This window comes from Candidatus Roseilinea sp. NK_OTU-006 (genome assembly GCF_012931985.1).
GTDB lineage: Bacteria > Chloroflexota > Anaerolineae > J036 > Brachytrichaceae > JAAFGM01.
The window spans coordinates 1-22,072 of the sequence record NZ_JAAFGM010000039.1 but is presented as its reverse complement, the minus strand read 5'-3'; the positions used below and the strand labels follow the sequence as shown (position 1 = coordinate 22,072).

The following is a 22,072-nucleotide window of genomic DNA, read 5'->3' as shown; positions in this document are numbered from 1 at the left end:
GGGGGCGTGGTGGTTGCGCCGCCGAGCGTCGGTGACGCGCCAGCGGGTGTTGCTGGCGGCCGGCGGCTTGGGGGTAAGCGTGCTGGCGTTGGCCGGCGTGCTTTACTTCATCCCCGGTCCAGTCCCGGCCAACTGGCGCAGTGCGGCGCGCTGGGAGCCAGCCTGGACGGGTGAAGCGGTGCACGATGGTGGGCGCGCCTTTCGTGTGCGTGCCGGGGCAGACGCTGCTGCTGCCTGGGTGCGCACTACCGTGCGGCGGTCGGTGGGCTTGGCCGATGGCGCTATGCTGACGCTGGAGGGCTGGGCGCTGGGACGGGCGGCAGTGCGGCTGGATGACGACGTGGGCAATACGGTGCGCGTTAGCCTGGAGGCCGCCGGCTGGCAGCCGCTGCGCGCGACTATGCCGCTGGACCCGCGCGCGACGCGCCTGACGGTGTGGCTGATGGCGGGCGCGCCAGGGCAGGTGGCCTTGTTTGACGGCTTGGCGCTGCGCGCCGGTGACGTGCGGTTGCCCCTGCCCAATCCGTCTGCCGAGACAGCGCGGCCTTTGCTGGCCGAGTTGCTGCTCGCGGTGGCCGAGCCGCTTGGGGTGTATGGCCAGATGGTGCGTTTCGTCAATGACTATCGAGCCAACCTGGCGGCCTTAGCGGAGCGCCTGCCGACGGCGATTGCGTTTGTGCAACAGAGCTTCTGGGGCAAGTTTGGCATCTTTGCGCGGGCGGCCAATCCCACCATACACATGGGTTGGGTGACCTTGCTGGCGATGGGCGTTGGCGCAGCGTTGGCGTTGGCAGCGCGCGACGTGATCGAGCGCCGGCCAGATCCCGACGCGGCGGCGCTGTTGGCGCTGTGGGGCGTGGGGCTGGGCTTGTTGGTGGCGCAGACCTTTGCGCCGCTGCTCAGCTTCGCCGCCGAGGGCACCTGGCTGCCCCAAGGCCGGTATTTGTTCGGGGGAATGGCGGTCCTCGCGCCGGTGGTGGGTTATCCTGCGACAGGCCCCATTGCGTCTGCATGCCTGTTTATCGGCATGTTCGCTGTGGCGGTGATATTTGCGGTTCGGTGTGCTAATTTTTTTAGCGTCTGATTTATTGCTACAAGTAGCCTAGCTGACGTAGACGCTCTTCGATAGCGCTCTGATCTTCAGTTGAGAAAGTGGCTGTTGACTCTACTTTTGCCTGAGCAGTATCCCCTCTCTCCTCTGGAAAGGGTAGGTTGAGCGCGCGAAGCACACCAGGAGCGATGTCGAGAACACTTGTCGCAGCATCCAGCGTGTTCAGCGTCGTCCACAATATACCCGTGGGGCGGTGTGTTCCAGTCAGGCCGGCTGACACGGGGGCTACAGCGCCATATTCTCGGAAATGGCTGTCAATGAGGAAACCCGCCTCGGCCTGAATGATGGCAAGCTGTCGCCAAGCATCTGACCATTGTCCGTTCCAGAGAGTATCAAGGAAGTGCACTGATTTAATCAGGCGATTCCCGAGTGTGGGATGCCTTGCCTGCAGTAGCGCGTCCTGGACGGCCCGCTCAAAGCCAGGCCGCACCTTCACCAGACCACAGTAACCTCCAGAGAAAACATACGCAGGCGTCTTCTCCCGGTCGATCAGACTATCCCGCATCAAGCGGTTCAAGCCCATGATGGTTGTGCCTGGCCGCGCAGAGAATTTAACGCGCGCCCGCAGGTTGAGCACATCCAGGCGTTTGAGCAGCCGTTGTATGTGGAACGACCGATGTAACTGAGCCAGACTGACCGAGGGAGTGAGCAAGCCTCGCTCGAGCAGCAGATGATTGGGGCAGACCGCCTGGTATGCTGGCCCAAAACCGTGATCCGACAGTATGACGATGTGATTCGGCTGTAGCTTTTGGACAAGTCGGCGCAGTGCCTCGTCGAGCACTCGAAAGAAGCCAGCAGCGCCCTGTCGCTCGTGTTCTGGGTAGGTGTGGAAACGGTGGTCAGTTGGATCAATCCAGGCCCAGAACATGTGTTGAAATGTGTCTAGGGCCTGGAACTGCACACCGAACAAGTCCCAGCCTGACTCCCCATAGTGTTCATGCGCGGCCAGGGCAGCTTCTACGACGGCACGCACATGATGTTGGAGCCCCAACATGCTTCGCACAGGTTTTACCCTCGGAGAAGTCATCTCCGGGTCTGGCAGGAAGTGCGGGATGGCCTTCAGGTGCGCGTCGAATTCAGCGGGCCAACTCCAAATGGCTTTCTGGTGGGGCGCAGGCAGTCCGCTCACCATCACGCCGTTCACCGGCACAGCCGGATAAGTCAGTGGAAAGCCAATCATCGCGACGCGTCGGCCGTGGCTGGATAGACGGCGCCAAATTGGTTCAGCCCTGAGCGATGCGCTACTAACCAGTTGGTTCTCACCGGCTATTAAGTCCAGGAAATCAAGCACGCCATGTTCGGCCGGCGTGAGACCAGTGTAGATAGAGGCCCAGGCGGCGGGTGTGGCATAGGGAGGGATGGACTCAAGCGCGCGCAGCGGCGCCTGCGCGAACGACTCGCGCAGAAATGGCATATCGCCTTGCTCGGCGAACCGGCCCAGCACATTCTGATCGGCGCCATCTAATCCAATCAGCAAGATTTTTGTGTTGACCCGTTGGTTGCACATACCCATTGGTTCTACCTTGAGATGAAGTCTGTGTTTGCTGTGTCTGTGAAGACAGGTCGGCGAGAGAAGCACACGCTGGAATGATCCCGTGTTCCCGTGTTGTGGCTGCGCTCTGCAATATCGCAGTATGGTATTGTTGTGGCCCCGGCTTCGTGATGATCTCGCGCACCCGATGCTGTCGCCGGGGCAGCTTGCATTGGTCTATGTGTGATTCTAACTGGTCTTCTGGAAGCATCAATGCACGCGCACCGACTGTTTTGCTGGTCATGAGCGCTTCGCGCAGTGGCAGCACGGTTTTATGCAATTTGCTTGGCCAGTCAACCGGCGGTTTCGGCGTGGGAGAACTGCATCGTTTGTGGGATGCTGATGCATTTGCAAATCGTATGTGTAGTTGCGGAGAATTAGTGTCGCAATGCTCCGTTTGGCGTCCTATACTGGAAGCGTGCTACGGCAGTGCCGAGCCGTCCGTGCTGCGGCCGATCTTTGCCGAAATTCAACGTCATCGTGATGCCTGTACCCGGGTGCGTCACATGCCGGCTCTGTTTCAGCGTCTCTCGCCGGCGTTGCGCGTTCACCGTCGCCACTATCTCGACGCGCTCGAAGCAGTTTACTCTGCCATCCACAAAATTACCGGTTGCCGGGTCGTGGTGGATGCGTCCAAATTACCTGCTTACGCGAGCGTGCTGCTGGACTCAACCACGCTGGATGTGCGTGTGGTGTTCCTGGTGCGGGATGCGCGGGCAACAGCCTTTTCCTGGCGTCGGCGCAAAAGCATGGCCGTGCGTGGGCGTACGTTCACCACAGCACAATATGGCTTGCCGGCCAGCGCCAGGGAATGGTTGATCACAAACTGGGCAGCCGATCGGTTGGCCGCCGGCTTGTCACGCGATCGTTGCCTGCGCCTGCGTTACGAAGACCTGATGCGCCAGCCGCAACGCAGCCTGGCGCAGATTGCGCGCTTAGCCGGCCTGGATGAGCGCGCTCTCCCTCTATGCGGCCCGGATCAGGCGTGTCTGTCCACCGCCCATCTCATTGCCGGCAATCAAAATCGCTTTCACACCGGTCGGATCGCTCTACGTCCCGACGAAGAGTGGCGCGCCGCTATGCGACGTTCGGATCGCTGGCTGGTGACCCTGTTGACCTGGCCTTTGCTCTGGCGCTTTGGATATCTATGAGCAGCTCTGGCGCGCCCAGCGGGTTGGTGGCGATAGGCGATTTTGCCCTTGGCAGTCGTTTGCTGGGGGGCTGGTTTATCATAGCCATATGAATATGACACCGCGTATTCGTCTGGTTCTGGCGATAACGCTCGTTGTGATTGGCTTGACTCTAGTTGGCTGCGCATCGAGCCAGCAATCCGCTGCGCCAACGGCTGTCTCGACCTCACCCGCTCAACCGCAGTCACCTGCTGACACGAGCGCAGAGAGCCTGGAAGCCACGCGCGCGCGCTGCGCGCGTGAGCCACTCGAACAGGGCCGCATCCTGTTTACCGGCGCGTTCACAGATACAGACCAGCAATTAAAGTACGATCTCTTCTATTTAAACTTGCAGACGCGCGCCTTGCGCCGCGCGCTTGACTTCCCTACCCCCGACCGTCTGCCGGCGGCCGGCAACACTGCGCAAGGGCTGCTGATTCCAGGGCGCGTCGGCGGTAGCTTGTCGCCCGACGGCAAACGTATCGCCTACTTTGATATGACCGGCGTGATCGTTGCCGATGCCGATGGCAGCAATCCTCAGACGATTGACACCTCTCTCCTGCGCCTCAGCGACAACATCCAGTGGTCGCCCGATGGCGCGCGTATTGCTTACGTTGATTTCGTCTCCGGTACTGCCCGCATAGCAGAAGTTCGCCCCCCCTTTCAGGTGCTTGACGTTCAACCCGACATTCGTATTTTGAACATCTCTTCCCTGAGCTTCCCCGGACCACCGCTCCAAACGCGCTGGTTGTACTCGGCAGGTTGCACTTTCCTAAGCTCACAGTGCCCCTGGCGCACCAACGCCTACCTTGCTCGCTCTGGCGAGGGCTATGTTCCGCCCAAGTTGGTGGGTTCAAACGCAACTATGCCCCGGCAGTCGCCGGTCTCTGGTTTGATTGCGGCCCTTTGGGTCAGCGGTGACCCGCCTTACCTGCGCCCTGGCGTGATTGAGTCTCCCGGCGATCAGCCCTGGACGCCGGCCGAGGCGCTTGTTTCTGCCGGGTTAAGCTGGTCACCCAATGGATGTGCTCTGGTGAGCCAGACCTTAGACCAGCGCGATCTGTTCCTCTTTGACCTGGCTCGGGCTACGGTCACCTTCGTGGATGTCCCCGACACCTTGCAGAGTCTCCATCCGCAGTGGGTGCGATGAGTAAAAATATGAAGAAGATCTTGCGACCCCCCTTTCTTTCTGCCACCCTGGCGCTATGTATCGTTGGTTTGACCATGGCCGGCTGTGGCCCAACATCGTTTGAGCCTGTGCCGACACCACTGATGTCTCCGCTGGCCAGCTCGGTTCAGTCTAATGAACCGGCTGATCCACTGGCCGGCTACGACCTTGTTTACGCCGAAGCCATGCCAAGCGGTTCCCGGCTGGTATTGCGCTTGCAAGACGGCACCACGCGCGTTCTATCTCAATCGGGCAGCGTTGCCGAGCCGGCCTGGTCGCCTGACGGTCAACGCATTGCTTATACCTCTGGCCGACAGTCAGGAAATTACGAGATTTTTATCGTGGATCGCAACGGCAATCAGGATGTGCCATTGCTGAAGCGCGCGTTTGGCTACACTTGGGCAGCCGACTGGTCGCCCGACGGCACCCAAATTCTCTTCTCGTCAAACGTGGAGGGCCTGGCTCAGCTTTATGTGGTTGATCTGGATGGCACAACGCCTCGCGCGTTGACCGAGCCTAACACAAATAGCTTCTTCGCAAGGTGGTCACCCGATGGTAAACGCATTGCGTTCACGTCAGACCGGAGCGGATCGGGTGACAACGAGATTTTTGTAATGAACGGCGATGGCAGCCAGGTGCAGCAACTGACCGACAATGACCTTGACGATGCCGCGCCAAGCTGGTCCCCCGATGGCGCCATGCTCGCCTATCACTCTTACGAGCAGGGGGTGATGAACATCCATCTGTATGATCTGAACAGCCGGCGCTCCAGGCCGCTGACGCGCGAGCCGTTGCCGGTGCGCTTCCCACACTGGACGCCCGACGGACGCTATGTGCTTGCCACGCAGGAGATCGTGGTGAACACACAATACGAAGGGGTGGTTATTGACGCCCGCACCGGCCAGATCGTGCAGCGCATTCCAAACGCCCAGGGGCTGCGTGCCTATCGCAGCAACCCCTAACCCTGCCTGGCCGGTGCAGAAGCTTAGTGTCAGGTGCGCTGGCTGCCCGGACGCAGGCCGCCTACGTTTACTCCAAACGGGCTATTGCCTCTGAGTCGGTTCATCACCATACTCTGTTGCACGACAGGCGGGTCATCGGTCATCGCCTGAATCAACAGGACTGTGTTTTATGTTTAAATTTTCAACAAAGGAGCAGATCTTCCATGAAGCGTAAGCTACTCATCTCGATGGGCACTATGGTTGCGCTGTTGGCCAGCACAGGTATTGCGGCAGCGGCTCCCCCCAGCCCCGGCACCGGCACGTCTTTCGGCCGGGTGATGAACACCAGCGCCAGCAGTGCTGCGGTTGTTGTTCAGTACATTGACAGCGCCGGCAATGTGGCCGCCTCACGCAGCGTGAGCAGCCTGGCGGCTTATGGTGCCACCACGATCGCACCAGGAGCCGGCGATGTCACCCCGGCCCTGCCCTCTAACTGGTCCGGCTCGGTGATTGCCTCCTCGGATCAGCCCCTGGTTGGCTTGACCTATATTAACTGGACCGGCGGCGGGGGCGGTGCAGGCTTCTGCCAGACTGCCACCGGCCTGTGCGGCGACGATAAGCACAGTGCCGACTACAACGCCACCACTTCCCCCAGCGACAACCTGTTCTTCCCCTCAGTCGCGCGGCGTGATCAAGAAGCGGGCAAGCTGTATGTGCAAAACACCAATGCTCCAGGCGGTGCGTCGGCGACGGCTTACTTCAACTTCTACGACCGCTTCGGCAATGCCTTCCCCGGCAACCCGGTCGTCCGCACCATCCCGGCCGGCGCACAGGTGACCCTTGATATGTTCACCGCGCCCGAGCTGACTGTCCCGTTCTTCAACGATTTCCTCGGCTCGGTGTATGTGACGGCCACCCAACCGATCGCCGGCGCAGCCATCCACACCTGGTTCTACGGCTCGTTCGGCTACACCGCCAAACCGCGCAGCTCGGCCAGCACCAACGTGCTCTTCCCCAAGGTGGTGCGGCGCTGCCTGTCCGCCCAGGGTTGCGTAGACGCTGGCTCCAGCACCGAGCCGAACTTCACCGACTCGACCGGCGTGGTGTGCGCCAACACCTCCGAGACGCTCTCGGCCAGCGTCACCATCACCTTCACCAACCGCGCCGGCACGGTGGAATCGGTGCACACCGACACCATTGCCCCGCTCTCCTCCCGCGGGTACAACACGCGCTTTGGTGCCAATTTGCCGGCTGCCAAACGCGACCTCATTCGCGGTCTGGATTTGGGCGGCACTCCGGCCACACCTGCTTTCATTGGCTCGGCGCAGGTCACATCCAATCAGCCCTTGATCTGCATCGCCAAGCAGATCTATGACAAAGACAGTGCAGCGATTAACACCGGCGCCGGCGATCCGGACAGCGTGTCGCGCCAGTCGCTGGGTTACAACGGCATTAACCTGAGCGACGCCAAGACCGAGATCTTCCTGCCGGTGGCCTGGCGCATCAACGCGCAGCCGTCGTGCGCCTTCTGGCGCTACAGCGGCCTGATCGTGCAGAACGCCGGCGCCAGCAACGCCAATGTGACGGTGTATGCCTACAACAGCGCGGGCACCTTGCTCAACACGTGGAATGATCCCAACCCGTTGCCTCCGCTCACCCCGCGCGGCTACAACACGCGCTTCAATGCTGGATCGGGGTATGGAACAGATAGTGCAGTAATTAGTGCCTTGGGGGCTAACTTCGACGGCACGCTGCGCCTGGTCTCGACGCAGCCGATCGTGGCAGTGTCCGAAAGCTGGCAGAACTGCAGCAGCGGCGGCAACCCGATGACCGACTCGAACATCACCGAGCTGAACTGATCCGGCTGATGGCGCGGGCCGATCCGCCTGATACACCGTTGGGATCACACGGCGGCGTTACAACAACGCCGCCGTGTGTTTTTGGCGGCATGATCGTGGTGGGGGCGGGCGGCGCAGGCGCCTGCTGCGGCGCGCGCTGCGGCGCCCGCTGAACTGCAGATCGGCGTCCGGCGCGCGTTTTGTGGCACAATCGGGCGGTATGCGCATCCTGGCCATCACGCGCACGTACCGCGTCACCGGCGGGGCCGACAGCTATGCCCTGGCCTTGCAGGCCGCGCTGGAGGCGCGCGGGCATACGGTCATCCCGTTTGCGGCGCAGCATCCGGCCAACCGCCCCACGCCCTGGGCGCGTTACTTTCCGCCCGACCTGGGGTTCAGCCATTATGGCGCGCGCGATAAACTGCGCGCGCTGGGCCGCGCGCTGAGCGGCGGCCCGGCGGTGCGCGCGCTGGGCCGATTGCTCGAGGCCACTCCGGTGGATGTGGCGCACGTCCACACCACCTTTCATCAGGTGATGCCGCCGGCGGCGTTTGCCCTGCTGCGCCGGCGTGGCGTGCCGGTGGTGATGACCGTCCACGACTACAAGCTGGTGTGTCCCACTTATTGGCAGTATGTGGCCGATGAAGATGTCATCTGTCGGCGTTGCAGCGGACGGCGCTTTTACCATGCCGCGCTGCGCGGCTGCACTGGCCGCGGCCCAGGCAGCTTTTTGAAAGGCGTGCTGCTTGCGCTCGAGGCATACTGGGCGCGCTGGACGGGCGCCTACAACAATGTGGCCTGCTTCATCTGCCCCAGCAAAGCCATGCGCGATCAGCTAATGACTTATGGTCTGGCCGAGCATCGAGTATGCCAGTTGCCCTACTTGGTGGCGCCAGCCACTAAAGAAGACACAGGCTTGACCAGAGAACCCCACTTGTTGCTTTTCGTCGGTCGGCTGGTGCCGGAGAAGGGCGGGCTGTGGCTGGCGCAGGCGCTGGCGGGCAGCACCTGGCAGTTGGTGATGGTGGGCGACGGCCCGCAGCGTGCGGCCATCGAGGCATTGGCGGGGCAGTTCCTCAATGTGCGCTGCGTCGGATGGGCCGCGCCCGAGGCGGTGCGGGGCTGGATGCGCCGCGCGACCGCCCTGATCGTGCCCTCGCTGTGGCCGGACAATTCGCCGATGGTGATCTACGAAGCCTGTGCGCTGGGGCTGCCGGTGATCGCTGCTCAAGTGGGCGGCATCCCGGAGCTGGTGCGCGACGGCGAGAACGGCCTGTTGTTCGCGCGCGGCGACGCCGCAGGGCTGCGCGCTTGTTTACACCGCCTGGCTAATGAAGCGGGGCTGCACGCGCGGCTGAGCGCGGGCGCGCGGGCGCGCGCCGCCGAGTGGAGCCCCGAGCGTCACCTGGAGCGCCTGCTGAGCATTTATGAGCATGCCATCGCTGCCGGCCGTGCTGGCCGTCAATAAGTTCCATTACCGCCTCGGCGGGGTAGAGACCTATCATTTGGGCCTGATAGACCTATTGGAGCAACGCGGACATCGCGTGGCGGCGTTTGCGATGCAGCATCTGCGCAACGAGCCCTCGCCCTGGGCGCGCTTCTTCGTCAGCCAGGTGGATTATGCCGATCCGCGCCCGTCGGCGCGGCTGCGCGCGGCGGCGCGCGCCCTGTATTCATTCGAGGCGCGCCGCAAGCTGGGCGCACTGCTGGCCGAATTTCGGCCCGATGTGGCCCACCTGCACCATATTTACCGCCAACTTTCGCCGTCGGTGCTCGATGCGCTGGCTGCGCGCGGTGTGCCGATCGTGCAGACGGTGCATGACTACTGGATGGTCTGCCCGAGCCGGCAGCTCTACCTCTATTCTCGCCAGGAGATGTGCTATCGCTGCAAAGGCGGAAAGTTCTATAACGCGGCCCGCCACCGTTGCGTCCAGTATGGCTGGTTGGCCAGCGCCCTGGCCGCGCTGGAGGCTTATCTGGCGCGCTGGACGCGCATTTATCAGCGACGCGTGAGCCTGTTCGTCGCGCCGTCCGAATTCCTGCGTCAAAGGCTGATCGAGGCGGGCGTCTCCGCCGAGCGCGCCCTGCGACTGCCCTATTTCATTGCTGCAGCGCAGTACTCGCCGACCTTTGAGGGCCAAGATGTGCTCTATTTGGGCCGCCTGGAGGTGGAGAAAGGCCCTGCTGTGCTGATCGAGAGCGCCCGCGCGCTGTCGGAAGTCCCCTTTCAGATCGCCGGCGCAGGGCGCCTAGAGCCGATGCTGCGTCGGCGCGCGGCCGACCTGGGCAATGTGCGCTTTATGGGTCAGCTCGCTCCCGAGGCCGCGCGTCAGGCCTTGCAAACAGCGCGCCTGGTGGTGTTACCCTCAACGTGTCACGATGTTGCGCCGTTGGTGTTATTGGAGGCATTTGCCAGCGGCAAGCCAGTCGTGGCCTCGGCGGTGGGGGGCATCCCGGAGATCGTGCGCCACGGCGAGACGGGCCTGCTCGTCCCGCCCAACGATGTGACGGCCCTGACCGAGGCAATCGCTGCGCTCTATTCAATCCGGCGCGTTGCGCGGCGATGGGGCGCGCCGCGCGCGATTACGTGGCCCGCGCGCACGATCCACAGCGCCACTACGAGGCGCTGATGGCGATTTACCAGGCGGCGCGGGAGGGACGCCCGGCCCCGGCGCTTGAACCGGCATATCCTTATGGCGTTTGATCTTGGGCCGACATTGCTGCCCGAGCGGGTGTGTGTGGGCGCCACGGCGGTCACGCCGCTGCGCTTGGACGAGTTGCTCACCTGGCTGGCCGAACGGCTGGCATTGCATCAGCAATGTGCTGTGCTGAATGTGAATGCACATGCGGTGGTGCTGGCCGAGACGGAAGCCGATTTCCGCCGCGCGCTGGCGGCAGCCGAGGTGGTGTTTTGTGACGGTGTGGGGGTGTGGCTGGCGGCCCGTTGGCTGGGCACGCCGTTGCCCGAGCGCTTCACCCCGCCCGATTGGGTGGATCGGCTGGGGCGGCTCTGCGCGGCGCATGGCCGGTCGGTGTTTATGCTGGGTGGAACCTACGACGCCGTGTCGCGCGCTGCGGCAGCCCTGCGCAAGTGTGTGCCGGAGCTTGAGGTGCATGTTCATCATGGTTACTTCGATAAAAGTGGCCCGGAGAACGAGCGAGTCATTGCTGCGATTAACGCTGCGCAGCCCGGTGTGTTGCTGGTGGGGTTTGGCATGCCGGCGCAGGAGCTGTGGATCACAGCGCACCGCGCGCGGCTGAACGCCACGCTCATCCTGGCGGTGGGCGGCATGTTCGACTACCTGGGCGGCACCAAGCCGCGCGGCCCGCGCTGGTTAACCGACCACGGCTTTGAATGGCTGTGCCGGCTGCTCACCGAGCCGCGCCGGTTGTGGCGGCGTTATGTGCTGGGCCTGCCGCGCTTTGTCTGGATTGTGCTCAGACAAAAATGGAGCGGGAGATAGGCATTGATCCCGCGTTCCTCTGCCGCACGCCATCCTCTGCTGAAGCCATTGGCGGTGATCCTGCTTGGCTTTGCCTTGCGCACCGTCAACCTGGGCGCCTTTGACTTCTGGTTCGATGAGGTCGGGCAGGTGTTGGCCGGTCGGTCGTCGTCGCCGGTGGAGGCGATTCAGGTAGCCGCAGCGCATTTGGGTGCTGCGCCGTTGGACTATCTGGTGACCTGGGCCGGCGTCCGCATCCTGGGTGAGAGCGAGTTCGGGTTGCGCTGGATCACCGTGTGTTGGGCCACGCTCACCCTGGCGCTGATGTATGCAACCGGCGAGCGCATTCAACGCGGTATTGGGGCCTGGGCTGCTTTGCTGGCAGCGCTATCGCCGTTGGCAACGCGTTACGCGCAGGAGGTGCGCTTCTATGCCCTATCGCTCATGCTATGCGCGCTTGTCCTGTGGATCGGGGTGCGCTGGCAAGCATGGGGAAGAGGGTGGAGCGTGGCTATGGCCGCGTGCATGACGCTGGGTCTGTATGCTCATGCCTACACTGCCCTGGTGTGGCCATTTGTTGGCTGGGTGTTGATCGTGTTAGCAGAGGGTGCGCGTCGTCGGGTGCTGGCGCAGTTCATCCTTGCCGCAGCGTTTGCCCTGCTGTGCTTTTCGCCTTGGCTGTTTGGCGAGTTGCTGACAGAGCGCCTACCGATTTTCGCAGATGCTGCCGGCTTCAACCTTGAAACGGCGCGTCGGGTTCTGGCCGGCTGGGAGATGCCGAACTTTTCGCCCGTGGCGCCAAGGAATACTGCTGACCAACCGCTGCCTTATCTGATCGGCGGTTTGCACCTTGCCGCGCTGCTTGGGGCGGTAAGGCGGGTGCGTACAACGTCGCTCTGGTTGGGCACGCTTGTCATCTATGGGCTGGCGACGCTGATGGTCGTAGTCAATGACATGCGCGTGGGCTACTTCTTTGCGCCACGCCAGATTCTGAACTTGCTACTGCTGCGCGCGATGTTCGGCGGGTGGGTGTTGCGCCAGTTGGCCGAGTTGGCGCAGCGCCGATTGGGCAGGCCGGCGGGTTTGATTTTGGCCAGCGTCGTGCTCGTCCTCTCAATCCCCTCGCTGCTTGCGTACTACTCAAACTGGCGCGACAAGTCCAACGCCGGCCAGGTCGCCGCGTTGATTGCGGAATGGAAACCGCAGCATCTCTGGATTGCCCCAGCCTATGATCAACTCACCATCAATTATTACCTGGAACGGCGAGGCTATCCCCCGCCTGCGTGGCACAGCCTGCCCAACGCACAGGATGCCGCCCCCACATTGCGTGAGGCGCTGCGCGCGGACGGGCTGGCCTTAGTAGCATTGCAGGCCGCATATGTCGAACCAGAACTGCTGCTTGTGTTGCGCGAGGCAGGATTCATCGTGGCATGGCCGGAGGCCGGGGTGACGGGCAATGAACACTTTGTGGTGTTTGCGCGGCGTTAAACGCCGGCGAATGCGCCGGCTGGCGATCTATGTAGCGCTGCTGGTGGTGTTTTACCAGGCGATGACCGGCCTGGCTAGCGTGCCCTTGCACGTAGATGAGTTCGTTTATATCCACCACAGCAACTGGTTGAACGAGCTGGGTCAGGCAGACGCAGCGGTGTATCAGGTGAGCGGCGACACCCTGCGCGACCCGCTGATGACGCCGTTGTTGATTGGGCTGTCGTTGCGCGCTGGTGGATATACCAGTGCTCCGGCTTATGCACCGGGCAATGTATCCTCGAGCGGAGAGGTGGTTGGGGCGTACCTGCCCGAAGCGTCGCAGTTGTGGCTGATTCGCTTTCCGATGGCGCTGCTATTCGTCCTGAGCGCTGCGCTGAGCGCCGGGGTGCTGCGGCGCGTGGCGGGTTTCGGCGGCGCATTTGTGGGACTGTTGGCCTTGGCGGGGTCAGCGTACCTGCTGTTGCACACGCGCCGTGCGATGACCGAGGCGCCAATGTTGCTGCTCTTGGTGGCCCTGATCTGGGCAGCCGGCAGAGAGTGGGATGTGCTGCGTCGCGCAGGCTGGAAGCGCGCGCTGTTGCTGGCAGCCGGGTTGGGTGGGTTGGCCGGCTTGGGGGTGGCCAGCAAGCACAACGCAGCCATCAACCTGGCCGTGCTGGGGGGATGGATCGCTTGGGCGCGCGTATGGTCTGACCGGCAAGCTGCGCGCGCCCAAGCCGCGGCGGCTATTTTGCTTGCCGGTGCTGCTATCGTGGCCGGCCTGGCGACATTCGTCGTGCTAACTCCCATCTTGCATGCCGCGCCTGCGGAGCGTCTAATGATGATGGTCGCCGAGCGCCAGCACCTGCTGGCACGCCAGCAGGCTGCAAATGACCGGTTCCGTCTGGTCAGTGTAGAGCAGCGTCTGACGGTCAGCTTTCGGCGCGTGCTGAATCATTATCTGCCGGCCAATTGCGCGCTCAATCCCGGCCAGCAACTGTTCTGGGACCCCAGTGCCAGGGCGTATCGGGCATCGGCCAGTGGTATGCCTAGTCCGCTGGTTGGCACACCGCTGTGCGCCTCACTGCTAGGATGGTTGACCCCGCTGGGTGCGATTCATGTCATTCTCATTGTGCTGGGTGGGTGGCGGCTGTGGCGCGCCGGCCGTGTAGACCCCTCGGCGAGGGCGTTGTTGGTCTTTGGCGGTGCCAATGTAGCGTTCACCGTGCTGCTTATCCCGCTGGACTGGGATCGCTATCACCTCCTGACGGTGTTCTTCGGCACACTGCTGGCTGCAGTAGGCACTGCAGCGGCGGCGCGCCGTGTGATGGATGGGATGGCTGCGCGGTTGGCGCGCAAGCGGGAGTCTGCGCATCGGGCCAACGCCTCTCTCTCCGGATAGGCCGAATGCATGCATGAGCGCGCATGTCGGTGTGGGAGCCTGGATCGTTGAACATCATGTGGAGACAAATGGTTTTTGCTGGCAATTGGCTCAGAGGCATGTCGGCGGGGCTTGCGCGGCGCCTGCGCGTGGCCAGCCCTGCGCACTTGGCCGGGTGGGTTGCGTTTATCGCGGTCCTGGTGTGGTTCTATCGCATCCCGCCGTGGATGTGGGCGACGCATATGCCGGCTCCTCCGGACCCGCTGGAGGCGCTGTGGCAGATTGAATTTTGGCGTCATGCTGTGCTGACGGCAGATTTTGATCTGGTGTCCGTCACGGGGGTGTACCCGCTGGGCTTGCATCAGATGACTATCGCCCACGGCGGCACCGGTCTGCTGCTACTGCCCATTGCGTTGCTTGCCGGCAGCGCGGTTGCGCTGAATGTAGGTTTTGTCGGCGGGCAAATCCTGTGCTTCGTGGGTGCGCGATACTTTCTCAAGCAACTCGTTGCTTCTACAAGCCTCACTTACATCGGTGCAATCGTTTTTACCTTCGCTTTGGGACGCACCGTTCATACCCGCATTCATCTCAATATGCTGCTTGGCTCTGCGTTGAGCGTGTGGATGGCGGCATTGTTGCTGCGCTTGGGCCGCCAAGAGCACGCCCGCCGTGCGCGTGGCGTGGCGGTTGCCTGCGGGGTGTTGTGGGGATTGGCTATTCTATCGCAGGCGTATGCGCTCTTTCACAATCTCCCCCTGTTCGTGTTACTGGGACGACGATGGCGCGCCTGGAAGTATCTGCCCCTGATTGGCACGACCGCGTTGGTGGTGAGCGGGCCGTTCCTCTATGCCCTGTTCCAGGGCAGCGCCTACATGTCATTCATTGGGCCGTCACTGGCGTCGATCGTTTACTTCCAGTCCGCGCCGGCAAGTTTTGTGGGCTGGGGGCCGTTCAGCAATTGGCGTCTGCTGGCCGATTGGACTGCTGCCTGGAGACAGGTGCTCGCGGAGCAACATGCCCAGAATTGGGGTGTGGTTGCGCCTGCGCTGGCTGTGATCGGTGGCGTCATAAGCTGGCGAGCCAGATGGGCGCGTTCGCTGGTCATTCTGCTCCTGGTGAGTGCGGTGCTTTCTTTTGGGCCTTTGTGGGAAAGTCCCCCATTGGTGGGACGAGGAACCTTCGCTTCGATCAACGAGTCAATCTGGCAGGTAGGGCGTCAGCTCAAGCCACGCCTGTTCAGTCCCCGTTCAGAAAGCCTGAAGGCCGATACTATGCCGCTGCCTTCCATGGCATTGCTTGTCTTCGTGCCGCGTTACGAGTTTGCCAGGGTGCCAGGGCGCTACGCGATATGGCTGGGTCTGGCCGTTGTGGCGCTGGCCGTCGCCGTGCTGGGTCGTTTGCCCGGACGGTGGGGCATTGCCATCGGCTGTCTGTGGATGCTGGAGCTGCTGCCTCTGCCGCAGGCCGCCCATCCTGTGCCGACACGCCCACATCCTGCGCATGCGTGGGCAGCCGAGTGGCTGCGGGCACAACCGCGCACTGATTTGGGGGTGTACAGCCCGCCGGGAATCATTTCTACCTACTCGCACTATCTGTCAGGCGATCTGCCTGGCGCCATCACCTTTGGTTCGTTTGTCGCGGCTCATCTGCGATATACCCGACCGTGGATTACATTCGCGCACATCCCGGTTGACCCGCCCGTCGAAGCACTCGCCGACCCGTCGAACGCAGCTATCCTGCGCCGCGCTCAGATCGGCCTGGTATTGCTCAGACCCGAGGCGGCAGCGCTGGCAAAACAAAATACGGCGCTGCGCTTCGTGCAGTGTTTCGATCCCGGCCCCGAGGTTGAGACATACTATCCCTATACCTTGTGCGCTTTCGAGGTATTACCTAGGGATGATGACTTCTTCAACATCCAGCCGGTCAATGGTTTTGGAGAATTCAATGCCAACTCTACGTGGGTAGTGGAGACCCACGCCGGCGCCGGCTGGCGCACAACTTGGCCGGCACCTCATACCATTGAGCTGATCTTGCACCCTCGCTGCCCATTGGACAAGCAGCTCTCGGTGCAAGTCCATCTTAACGGTCGTCTGCTGGGTGCGCATACCTGGCCCGCCGCGGACAATTGCGGGGAGCCTTGGGCGGCTTCATTTGGGGTTGATGCGGCGCAACTGAAGGCCGGCTGGAATACCCTTGAATTGCGGGCCGTGCTTGCTTCCCCGGCCGAGGCCAATGTGGTTCAACCGCCTTATTTCGAAGTAAAGCGTCTACGGGTCTCGCGCCTGGATGATTCGCCAGGCATAGAACGGTAGGCTGCCATACAGGCACCGGCGTGTTCTGAATGTGGCATCTGACTCAACGATGTCGCTTTTACTTTGATCAAGGCGATCGTGTCATGCCGACGGAAGCGGGTTCTCATTCAATTCACCTCTGTGCGGAGGCTGAGCCTGCGGATCCCGATGGTACAGGTGGGCGAATGCTTGCTGAGATGGATCTCTAACAAATTCCAACCTGTCTTGATGTGTGCAGGGGGCAAGGAGAGGGTTGGCGTCCAGTGCGCTGATTGATTGAAGGCGTGAGAAGCGATCCTGCGAGAGTTAAGATACACCTCGGCTTTCAGGTTGCCCTCATCGCATAGCGGAAGCGCGTCGAGTGAAAGGGTGTACCGTGTGGACGCGCTTGCCCACCATACTCCACCCATTATGTTTGTGATCAGTTTGAGCTGGTCTTGTGACTTTGCCCAAAGTGGACCCTCGAGGCCGATGGTCTGCGAGAGCGTGATGCGGTAATCGAGCAGTTGGGGGGCGACAACTTCGCGCGCGAATTGTCCGAGCTGTCGGATGTAACCAGCCGTAGGAGCAGGGCCAAGGTGTTGGGGCTTGAGACGCAGAATGCCGGGTTGTGCGTTGGCGCTTTCGGGTATTGCGACGAACCTGATCACTGCTTTCCTGGAGGATTCGACGGCAGGCAGAGTAAACGTAAGCTGGTTGTACTCATCCTCGTAGCCTGCGAGGCTCAGGGTGTAACTCGTCGCTGCGTCGGTGTAAAACAGAATGCCATCAAGCCGGTCGTTGGTGCGCCGCACGATGGTCAGCCCCTCGGGATAGGGAACCTCAAGCCATTTTGCAGCAAGGTTATTAACGTCTTGATCGCGCGGCGTTGGGCTTAAAGAAGATAGACTGATTTGGGGTGGACGCAGATTGATCCCGATGATTGATTCGAGTCGTTTTGTATCCCACAGCGGGCCACGTGTGATGAGATCCAGCTCATCGTAGAGCCAGCGAAGGTTTTGGTCGCTCAGGTAGTTGCGGTTATACAGGCGGGTTAGGAGATAGCCGTCTGGCATCGGGCGCGTAATATGCCCAACTCGCCAATTATGGGTGTCGAGGGTGGGTAGTCTGGCTATCAGGGCATCGGCCAGTGCGAAGGCGTCTATCGTGCGAAGCTGCGCGCCCCCATAGAAGCCGTGTAATCCTATCCCGAGGGTGTAGCTAACTCTGCCGTTATGCTTGCGCAGCCATTTAGCTTCCTTTACCTCTGGGCGAGAATCGAGCGTCGTGGCTCCAATCAGGTGCCTCCAAAGACTGGTAGCGTGAAAGAAAGACTGACGCTCATCAATGATGTCTCGCAAGGATTGCAATCGAGGGAACGAGAACTGGAGCGTCTGATATAGACCGATTGTTCTCTTGCTCGCGCCTGTCCACACAGATGTGCGTGTGAGATTCTCCGTTTGTGGGTTGACGAAAGCCCAGGTGGGGGTGGGGTGACCAAGCAGGCTGAACGCGAATAAACCTGCGACTCCGACTGGCGCCAGGCGCAGTTGGTGCTCGCGCAGGCTGGCGGCCAGGCAGAACAGCGCGACGACAAACGCCGGCGTGAACATGCGCCCTTGCATGAAGTCCCCGCCGATCCAGACGACGTAAACGGTGTATGCCAGCCCGCCAAGCGCCAGTGCCGATGTGTTCGTCTGGCGGCGCGAAAGGGCAAGGATGAAGCCCATCAGGATCACCACCGCTGTGAGCGGGTCGTGTAGCAGCAGGCTGAGGGTGTAGGCCAGGCCACGCTCGATAAACTCGATACGCGGGATGCCGGCAGCTTGCTTAGCGTAATAGGTGTTGGGGAACGGGAAACCGTAGTAGAAGGTAGCGAAGGCCAGCCAGGCGAGGACTGGGGCGAAAGCGAGGAGCGCCAGACGGAGGCGGGCGGACCAGGAGTTGAGGCGCAGCAGGCGCTCGGCAAGGGCAGGGAGTACGAGCAGGCCAAGGTCGAGGCGGTTGAGCATGAGCGCGGCAGCGCACATGCCGAGCGGCAAGACGGTCTGTTGATTCTGGCGAGAGCGGAGGTAGGCCAGGGCAAAGAGGACGATCAGCAGGTGGGTGAGGGGGTTTTCGAGGCCAGAGGAGGAGTAATCCACGAAGGCCTTGGAGCCGATGGCAGCGACGCCGATGAGCAGCGTGAGCCAGAAGTGGCCGGCGGTGATGCGCAGCAGTATGACGAAGGTGAGGATGGAGATGCTCAGGCACAGCGCGAGCGTGGTGAAGTAAGGCTCGCGCGTAAAGGCGTAAGGCAGGGTGAGGGCGAAGAGCCAGAGGGGATGTGTGTAAACCTGGACGCGCTCGTCGGTATTCCAGGTGAGGCCGAAGCCGTTGACGAAGTTATCCACGACGCGCAGGGTGATGAAGGCATCATCGCCGGTCCAGGCAGTGCGCAGCAGGATGAAGGTGAAAAGGAACAGCAGTAGGAATGCCGCAACCAACTGCCGCCGGGTCAATCGAGAGGGTGCGTGTGTAGTGGGTTGTAAGTTCATGTGCACAATCCCAAACGGTTCTACTCGTTCGTCAAACTTATTTGACTGAGCAGATGAATTGTTGAGGATTTCGGTTGCCGCGTCTGTCCCCTTGAGCTGCGGCAGCATGAGTTCTTTACGACTGTGGCTGTAGCTTGGAAAAGTTGTGTGCGATTGTAGGCGATCTGCTTTCGCGGCCAATTCATTTTTGCTCTGCAGTTCATCGCGATGCAGATTGGTTCGTGTTCACTGGTATTAACCGTAGCCGCTCGATCATCACTGACAATATACGGCGGTCAGGATTGTTTGGATCGTGCAAGTAAGGCTGTGCCGCTGAGTCTGCCTCAATCTCAATGAAGTTCAACCCCGGCTTTAACAGTTCAGGAGAAACGCTGAGCGTGGTGCCCCAAGCGTCCCAGCAATTTTTCGACCAATCATGCGAGGCAACAGGCTGGCCGTTGATCTTCACTACCACTGATTGTTTCTTCGTAGCGGGGCAGTAGGCCCGCATAGAGATTTCGATCATGTGTGGTCTGGGGTAGCTGATTCGCCAGGCTGACCGAGCGCGTTTGCCTTCGACCCATACCGACGCCGGCTCGAAAAACGAGAAGCCAGTCAGAGGCTGGACAGCGAAGAAATCATCCGGATCTGGCAGCACATCGAAAGCGCACAATGTGTCCTCGTAGTACGGCTGAGAAGGTGCCGGCTCGAAACACTGTACGAAACGCAGAGCCCTGTTTTTTTGCGCTACTTCAGCCGCTGCGGGCCGTAATAAAACGATTGCTACCTGGGCCCGTCGTAGGATCGAGGCATAAGCTGGGTCAGTCAAAGCTATCTCCGGAGGATCAATTGAGTGATTTTCAAAAGTGATCCACGGGTAGCCTGACAATGTGTAGGCTGACGCAAACGGCCCGTTCACGTTTGCCCCTGCCAAATTATTAGCAAGATGATGCGAGTAGATCGATAGCATACCAGGCGGGCTGTAAACAGAGCGATCCTGTCCTGCGATTTGCTGCGCTGCCCAGGCATGTGCAGGATGTGGTGTTTGGGGGAAAGGTGCAGGCTGACGTGGCTTTGGCAGCATTTCGAGCGCCAACAGGCAAACTAGAACGACTGCCCATCTTCTCGGTAAGCAGTTCAGAGCTGCTATTACCAGGATGATTGCTGCCAGGCTAACTAGAATAGAGTAACGACCAGCCACACGCGCAAATTCATAGCCAGGTAATAGTAAGATCGGCAGCATCCCAGGCAGAGGCAGAGAGTTCTCCCTAAGGCTCAGCGTTGAATCATTGAACATGGCTGGCTTTAGCCTGTCTCCCAGCAGCCATACCACTTTATTGATGTGCTTAACAAAATCATTGGGAGAGTCAATCAACACGAGTGGCCCCATCGAGAGCACGCCTGCGGTTGCCAACACAACAATAATTGCGCGCCTTGACTTTGTGCGCCAGGCTTGAATAGCGCCAGCAATTGCAAGGGCAGGAGTTATGACGCCCCAATTCTGCACGTCTGCCTCGGACAGCATTCGCCGCCATCCAATACTTAGATCAGCCAAGCTCCTCCAGGCAGTCAGTCTTCCCCAGCCTAGATAGCTGCCGGGTGTGGCGCTAAAGGCGTGTAATGTCTTGAGACTAGGCGGCAATGAGCCCATGTATGCAGAACCTTGTGCTACCAGCAGCAAGAACGGACCACATGTTGCCAGCGCGACAAACAAGACAAGTGGCGCGTATTTCCAGGCCGTGCGCTGTGTTCCGAGCAGGAGCATGAGCACGGCGTTCAAAAAGGCAAAATATGGCTGGGCAATGGCGGATATTCCCCAGCATATCCCGCTCCCAACGGCCCATTTCCAGACATGCTCTTTACCCATGTGTTGGCGCAGTCCCATCAACATGGCTGCCATCCATACGCTAGCTGTTGAAGCCAGTGCTACATTTAAGTGGAAGTGAATATGAAAAGTGCGTCCCAGCCCAAAGGTGAATACTATGGCTCCTATTGAAGCTAACAGGGGCGAGGATGTGAAGTATTTCAAAAGCGATTTCCCGCCGACGAAAGTCAAAACTGTTCCTAGGATAAATCCTAGATTGATCGCCACAGCGCTATTAGTCATCAACGCAATCGGCAGCAACAGCAAACCAACACCCGCATGCGCTAAAACCATTTGATGCATTCCAAGCGGGTACATTACCTCCAGACTTATAAGTTGGAATGAGCCGCTCAGCGCCGCGTTGCGCCAGAACTCAGTCTGCCATAGTGCCTCCAGGAAATCGCCTGGTGCCGGTAAATGGGTTGCCCACATCCAGGGCGGGTTCCGGTAAAACCATGCGAGCGTGCCTATGAAGGCCAACCAGCCCAGCAACTCTTCCACGCGTTTCTGTTGCAATAAAGCAGACCAATTCTTCATGTGGCTTAGCATTGCAGCCAGTATGCCACTGACGATCCTTTGGCGCGACATTAAAACGCCCCTCGTCCGCTCAGCACCGCCGGCACGGTCTTTAGCAGAATCAGCACATCCAACCATAGCGAGTAGTGGCGGATGTAATACAGGTCATCCTCGACGTGCAGGTGCATGGGCCGGTCGCTCCGTCCGTTGACCTGCCACCAGCCGGTCATGCCGGGCGGGACGGCAAAGCGCCGGCGCTGCCAGCTTTCGTAACGATCCACCAGCCAGGGCAGCTCTGGGCGCGGCCCGACCAGGCTCATCTCGCCCTTCAGCACATTGATCAACTGCGGTAATTCGTCCAGGCTATAGCGGCGCAGCAAGCGCCCCAGCCGGGTCACGCGCGGGTCATCTCGCCGTTTGTGGGGCAATGGTGCACCGGTGCCAGCCGCGTTAGTCTCTGTGCGTTGCTCTTCGCCGGCGCGCATGGTGCGGAACTTCAGCATCTCGAACAGCCGGCCGTTTTCGCCCACGCGCTGCTGGCGGATGAGTGCCGGGCCGGGCGAGTCGAGCTTAATCAGCAACGCGATCAGCGCCATGAGCGGGCCGGCCAATGCCAGCCCCAGGGCCGCAAGCGCAATGTCCATCACGCGCTTGACCGCCCGCGCCGGCCCGTCCAACGGTGACTCGCGCAGCCGCAACAGCGGGATGCCGTTGAGGTCTTCCACCCGCATCATGAACCAGGCCAGGTCTAGCACATCCGGCGTCAGGCTGACCTGGATGGGCAATGCCTCCATCTGCGCGATCAGCGTCAACAGGCGGGCTTGGGCGTCGCGCGGCAGCGCCAGGATGACTTCCGA

General features: G+C 61.1%; 15 protein-coding genes. 11 read left to right on the top strand and 4 right to left on the bottom strand.

Features of this window, described 5'->3' with window-relative positions:
• The coding region (locus tag GXH28_RS14145; protein ID WP_169239680.1) for a hypothetical protein at nt 1-1,084 on the top strand (1,084 nt) is incomplete at its 5' end.
• Between the two features lie 7 nt (nt 1,085-1,091).
• Here the strand turns inward: GXH28_RS14145 and GXH28_RS14140 are convergent.
• The gene (locus GXH28_RS14140; RefSeq protein WP_169239679.1) at nt 1,092-2,618 is read right to left on the bottom strand and encodes an alkaline phosphatase family protein; all 1,527 of its coding nucleotides are present in this window, start codon (nt 2,616-2,618) and stop codon (nt 1,092-1,094) included.
• Nucleotides 2,619-2,698: 80 nt separating this feature from the next.
• Between GXH28_RS14140 and GXH28_RS14135 the strand changes: the two genes are divergently transcribed.
• The 10 genes from GXH28_RS14135 to GXH28_RS14090 all read left to right on the top strand — a co-directional run bounded on the left by GXH28_RS14135 (nt 2,699) and on the right by GXH28_RS14090 (nt 16,361).
• The gene (locus GXH28_RS14135) at nt 2,699-3,793 is read left to right on the top strand and encodes a sulfotransferase (RefSeq protein WP_320447969.1); all 1,095 of its coding nucleotides are present in this window, start codon (nt 2,699-2,701) and stop codon (nt 3,791-3,793) included.
• A gap of 88 nt (nt 3,794-3,881) precedes the next feature.
• Nucleotides 3,882-4,961, top strand: a complete 1,080-nt coding sequence (locus tag GXH28_RS14130; protein ID WP_169239677.1) for a TolB family protein — start codon at nt 3,882-3,884, stop codon at nt 4,959-4,961.
• A gap of 8 nt (nt 4,962-4,969) precedes the next feature.
• On the top strand, nt 4,970-5,941 hold the full coding sequence (locus tag GXH28_RS14125; protein WP_169239676.1) for a DPP IV N-terminal domain-containing protein: 972 nt from the start codon (nt 4,970-4,972) through the stop codon (nt 5,939-5,941).
• A gap of 203 nt (nt 5,942-6,144) precedes the next feature.
• Nucleotides 6,145-7,779, top strand: coding sequence for a hypothetical protein (locus tag GXH28_RS14120; protein ID WP_169239675.1), 1,635 nt, complete (start codon nt 6,145-6,147; stop codon nt 7,777-7,779).
• A 199-nt stretch (nt 7,780-7,978) separates the two neighbouring features.
• Nucleotides 7,979-9,226 carry a glycosyltransferase family 4 protein gene (locus GXH28_RS14115; protein ID WP_169239674.1) on the top strand — a complete coding sequence of 416 codons (1,248 nt, stop codon included), beginning with the start codon at nt 7,979-7,981 and terminating at the stop codon, nt 9,224-9,226.
• Nucleotides 9,186-10,388: a glycosyltransferase gene (locus GXH28_RS14110; protein ID WP_206156864.1), complete on the top strand. Its 1,203-nt coding sequence runs from the start codon at nt 9,186-9,188 to the stop codon at nt 10,386-10,388. Before GXH28_RS14115 ends, GXH28_RS14110 begins: the two co-directional genes overlap by 41 nt.
• A 63-nt stretch (nt 10,389-10,451) precedes the next feature.
• On the top strand, nt 10,452-11,222 hold the full coding sequence (locus GXH28_RS14105; protein WP_169239672.1) for a WecB/TagA/CpsF family glycosyltransferase: 771 nt from the start codon (nt 10,452-10,454) through the stop codon (nt 11,220-11,222).
• A gap of 54 nt (nt 11,223-11,276) precedes the next feature.
• Entirely contained in the window at nt 11,277-12,689 is a 1,413-nt protein-coding gene (locus GXH28_RS14100; protein ID WP_169239671.1) for a glycosyltransferase family 39 protein, read from the top strand.
• Entirely contained in the window at nt 12,676-14,070 is a 1,395-nt protein-coding gene (locus tag GXH28_RS14095) for a hypothetical protein (protein WP_169239670.1), read from the top strand. Before GXH28_RS14100 ends, GXH28_RS14095 begins: the two co-directional genes overlap by 14 nt.
• A gap of 281 nt (nt 14,071-14,351) precedes the next feature.
• Complete coding sequence (locus GXH28_RS14090; protein ID WP_169239669.1) at nt 14,352-16,361, top strand: hypothetical protein; 2,010 nt, start codon at nt 14,352-14,354, stop codon at nt 16,359-16,361.
• A gap of 107 nt (nt 16,362-16,468) precedes the next feature.
• Here GXH28_RS14090 and GXH28_RS14085 read toward each other — a convergent pair whose 3' ends face one another.
• From GXH28_RS14085 to GXH28_RS14075, 3 genes are all read right to left on the bottom strand, one after another.
• A complete protein-coding gene (locus tag GXH28_RS14085) occupies nt 16,469-18,856 on the bottom strand; it encodes a hypothetical protein (protein WP_169239668.1) in 2,388 nt (795 codons plus the stop codon).
• 199 nt (nt 18,857-19,055) lie between these two features.
• Nucleotides 19,056-21,236, bottom strand: coding sequence for a hypothetical protein (locus GXH28_RS14080; protein ID WP_169239667.1), 2,181 nt, complete (start codon nt 21,234-21,236; stop codon nt 19,056-19,058).
• Between the two features lie 50 nt (nt 21,237-21,286).
• The coding region (locus GXH28_RS14075; protein WP_169239666.1) for a sugar transferase at nt 21,287-22,072 on the bottom strand (786 nt) is incomplete at its 5' end.